This window comes from Paracoccus sp. MC1854 (assembly GCF_014164635.1).
GTDB lineage: Bacteria > Pseudomonadota > Alphaproteobacteria > Rhodobacterales > Rhodobacteraceae > Paracoccus.
In genome coordinates this window covers 1-3154 of sequence record NZ_JACJFU010000090.1, presented here as the reverse complement: position 1 = coordinate 3154, position 3154 = coordinate 1, and the positions used below count along the sequence as shown (strand labels likewise).

Genomic DNA, 3154 nt, shown 5'->3' with positions numbered 1-3154 from the left:
GCAGGATCGCGATGATCTGAGCCTCAGTGTATCTGCTTGTCTTCATTCGAAATCTCCTCGTTCATCTTGCCGAGAAAATTCTACTTATGAAGCCCCTTACTTTCGGGGAGGATTACCACGGGAGCATGGATACCAATGGCTATTCGACCCTTGTCGGCGGGTCTGGACCGCATCGAGGGCGGCAGCGGAGATGATACGCTCCACGGCGATGGAATGATCTACGGTGGAGAAACGGCCTCTCTCGCCGGCGGGAATGACAGGATCCTCGGCGGCGACGGCGATGACGTGATCTACGGTGACGGAACGGTCAGAAGTGGCAACCCGGACTATCCATGGGGTGCGGCCGAACTAATCGGTGGGGATGACAGGATCATAGGTGGCCGCGGCGATGACATTCTCTGGGGTGACGGCGAGGCCACAGCCGGCAGGGAGGTGGTTCTCACCAGGGGAGCAGACACCTTTGTCTTCAGGGCTAATGGCGGGCGCGACCAGATCATGGACTTCCGCAGCGAGGACGTCGACGCCATCCAGTTCGCGATGCCGAAGCTGAAGTGGTCCGATCTCGACACCAACCGCAACGGAAGGCTCGACGACGCCGACCGCTTCATCTCCCTCCAAGAGGGCGGTACCCGCATCGACTATGGCGCGGCCTCCCGTTCGAGCCATCAGGGCGAGGACGTGGTGACGGTGGTCGATGTCACAGATCTTGCAGCATCGAGCTTCCTGTTCGTCTGAAACGGCGACGAGGCGTCTTGGCAGGAAGCAAGAAAAGCATTGAGTGCTGACTGGCAGTCGGCACTCAATGAGCTCTGTCCGCAGGAGTCGCGGGTGGAGTCCGCGGGTACACGCGCCTCGTCACGAAACGGAAGGACGGCACCCATGGGATCGAGAGCTGGATGATTGACGGGGCGCAGCACGCTTGGTCCGGAGGACACCCGAGCGGCTCCCACACCGATCCGCGCGGACCCGATGCCGCCACGGCCATGGTGCGCTTCTTTCTCCATGGCGCATCGGACCTGCCGGAGGCGTGAGGATCGCAGCCATTCCCCCGGGTGTTGTCCGGGGGAATGTGGGACCGGCACAGAGAGGCTGGCACAGCATGGGCCGCTGGCACTACAGGGATAAGGAAGAGCGAGGATCAACGTAGAAGACGTGATCGTCAATCAGCCGAACTCGGGCCATTCTCGGCGCCCATGGGGGCGATACGGCCGTGGTGTGGTAGTGATCAGCACCCTTGAGTTCAGGCATGGGGCCTTCAAGCAAGGCATGGGCGGCGAAGCGCACCGCCTTCTCCCACGCCTTCATGTCGTCGATCGGCGGGTAATCATAGCGTGAGGTCAGGAAGCTGAACTGCGTTGGGACAACGTTGTCGCAGGCCGTGCCGCCCCAACGGTGCGGGACTGCAACGCGCTGAAGGATCACCGAAGCGACAGCGCGCTGGCCGAAGTCCTCCTGATCACGTGCCTCATGATAGATCGCCACGGCGATGCAGGAGAGATCGCTCGCATTGCGTAGAGAGGCCGGTGGCAGGGGGATACTTGCGCCCTCCAGGATTTGCTCGGGCATGGCAGGACGAGGGAGCGGGCGAGACACGATAACCCTGAGGGGACGCGGCACAGGAGCAGGGGCGGCCTCAAGCGTCAGATCCGGAGGCGTGGGTACAGGGCTGGGCTGCCTGAGTGCAGTGGCCGAGGATGTGAAGCGATCCAGCGAGATCAGGGGCTGCGCATCCATGACTGCGAGACGTGTGAGGTCGAACGATGTTGGGAATCGGTGCGCCTTGGTGGAGGAAGGCGGCTGCCGGTCATGGGTCTCAGCGACATGAGCACGAACCAGGGTGTCTGAGTGCCACGTGGCAACGAGGGCGATGGTCGTGGCGAGAAGCGCTCGGATCATCGGGCTACTCCTTCGATCAGTTCAGAAACCGCGCCTGCCACGAAACTGTTCCGCGATCAGCCGCGCTTTCGACGTGGCTGTTGGCTCAGCCGATCAGGGTGCATCAATGATGACTCGGCGCCAGAGAGTGCCCAGTCTTCTGTGGATGACTGATCCGGTCCATGCCTGCCGAGAGGGGTAAGGGACGATGACGGTTTCTACCTAACCCTTGAAGGGCTGCAACGGCCTGTGGATCTGCTGGGTGACGCCGGGCTGGTGAAGGAACTGACCGCACATCTGGGCTATGAGGGGGGCCGAGGCACCGCTTGGACGGGCGACCCACCGCAGCAAGGATGATGTCCGAAGGCGTCGTCACCCCGGGGATAAAAGCAAGCCCGCATCCTCGGCGTCCCGACCACCACGGGATCATGGCCGGGGTCGAGTCCGCAGGCCGCACCAGCTGCGCCACGCGTTGGCCTGCCCTGCTGGGGTGGTCCCTTTCCGATCTTGGTGCATGACGGGTGCTGGCGCCATGCTTGGGGTGGCGAAGGCGGTCCCTGCGGGACCTCGGGAGCGGGGGGCCGCTCGCCCGGGGAGGAATGCGGGCGCTTTGTGGTGCAAGGGCGGCGCCCCGCCGCGAGGACGATCTTCGCCTCGGCGAGGCTGCAGAGGATGTCGCCGGTGAGCCGCTCGTCGTGCAGCTTGGCGGTGAAGCTCTCGCAGCGGCCCGTCGTCGGGCACACAGTCCCGCGGCCTGTTTCCTGATCCTCCTCCCTCCCCGGGGGATCCAGGCTCGACAGAGGCCGTTCCGGCGCCGGCCGCGGCGATCCGGTCGCGCAGCGCGGTGGCCACGAACGCCGGGCCGTTGTCCGGCCGGACAGGGCCGGGCACGCCGCGGAGGAGGAACCGGTCCGGCAGCACGTCGATGACAGCCGGCGCGTTCGGCTTGCGGCTGAGCCGGAGCGCCAGGGATTCCCGGGCGAACCCGTCGATCAGGTCGCGCATGCGGAACTTCCCGCCGTCATGGGCCCGGGCCGCGACGAAGTCGCAAGACCGGACGTGGTCTGGACGCGCTGGCCGCAGACGGAGGCACGATCCGTCGTCGCGCCGGAGCCGCGCCTTCCCCGGTTGCGGCGCAGGCGCCTTCAGCCCCTCCCGCCGCCGGCGACGCAGGCCTCGCCCCCTCGCCGCGCGTCACGTTCCCCGTCCGGCCGGCATGCCCGAGCAGGGCCGGGATCCGCCGCTGGCCGCAGCGCCCCTGCCGGGCGGCAAGCGCAAC

The 3154-nt window shown here is 65.7% G+C and carries 2 protein-coding genes and 1 pseudogene; 1 reads left to right on the top strand and 2 read right to left on the bottom strand.

Going from position 1 to position 3154, the window contains the following annotated elements; translation table 11 throughout:
• Window positions 1-135: 135 nt before the first annotated feature.
• Window positions 136-735, top strand: a complete 600-nt coding sequence (locus tag H5395_RS18035) for a hypothetical protein (protein WP_182793895.1) — start codon at window positions 136-138, stop codon at window positions 733-735.
• Window positions 736-1113: 378 nt separating this feature from the next.
• Here H5395_RS18035 and H5395_RS18030 read toward each other — a convergent pair whose 3' ends face one another.
• Window positions 1114-1896 carry a cell wall hydrolase gene (locus tag H5395_RS18030; RefSeq protein ID WP_182793894.1) on the bottom strand — a complete coding sequence of 261 codons (783 nt, stop codon included), beginning with the start codon at window positions 1894-1896 and terminating at the stop codon, window positions 1114-1116.
• A gap of 489 nt (window positions 1897-2385) precedes the next feature.
• Window positions 2386-3154 (bottom strand): annotated as a pseudogene (locus tag H5395_RS19235) (integrase core domain-containing protein); the annotation flags it as partial.